Below are 535 nucleotides of genomic sequence, written 5' to 3'. Positions count from 1 at the left end.
CCGGCCATGTTGACCTTGATGGGGATGTATGTGCTGGTACCTCCCACGGTGCGGCGGCCGATCATCCGCTTGGCGTACTGCACCGGCACGCGGCGCTGCGACTGCTCAACGAAGACCACCAGGGCCACAGTCAGCAGGCCGATGGCGAGGACCATAAAGAACGTTGCGGGACCCTGCGAGCTCCAGATGGCGCCGAGGGAGGTGGGGAACGTGGCAGCAATGGACGTGAAGATGAGCAGGGACATGCCGTTGCCCACGCCCTTCTCCGTGACGAGCTCGCCCATCCACATGATCAGGCCGGTGCCGGCCGTCAGGGTGATGATGAGCAGGATGGTGGTGATCACGCTGGTATCCGGGATGATCGGCAGGTTGCAGCCGGGAAGAAGCTGCCCGGACCGCGCCAGGGAAACCAGGGTGGTGGCGTTCAGCAGGCCCAGCGCGATGGTGAGGTACCGCGTGTACTGGGTCAGCTTGGACTGCCCTGACGCACCCTCTTCGTAGAGCTGCTGGAACCGGGGAATAACCACCCGGAGCA

The 535-nt window shown here is 64.3% G+C and carries 1 protein-coding gene; it reads right to left on the bottom strand.

The features are described 5' to 3' along the window. On the bottom strand, nt 1–535 hold a 535-nt coding region (locus tag AC5RWX_RS34195; RefSeq protein WP_494100561.1), incomplete at both ends, for a preprotein translocase subunit SecY.

The sequence above is a fragment of the Arthrobacter sp. SPT-J7 genome, from assembly GCF_059089965.1.
The sequence above is the reverse complement of the archived record's forward strand: the minus strand, read 5'-3'. Positions and strand labels throughout refer to the sequence as shown.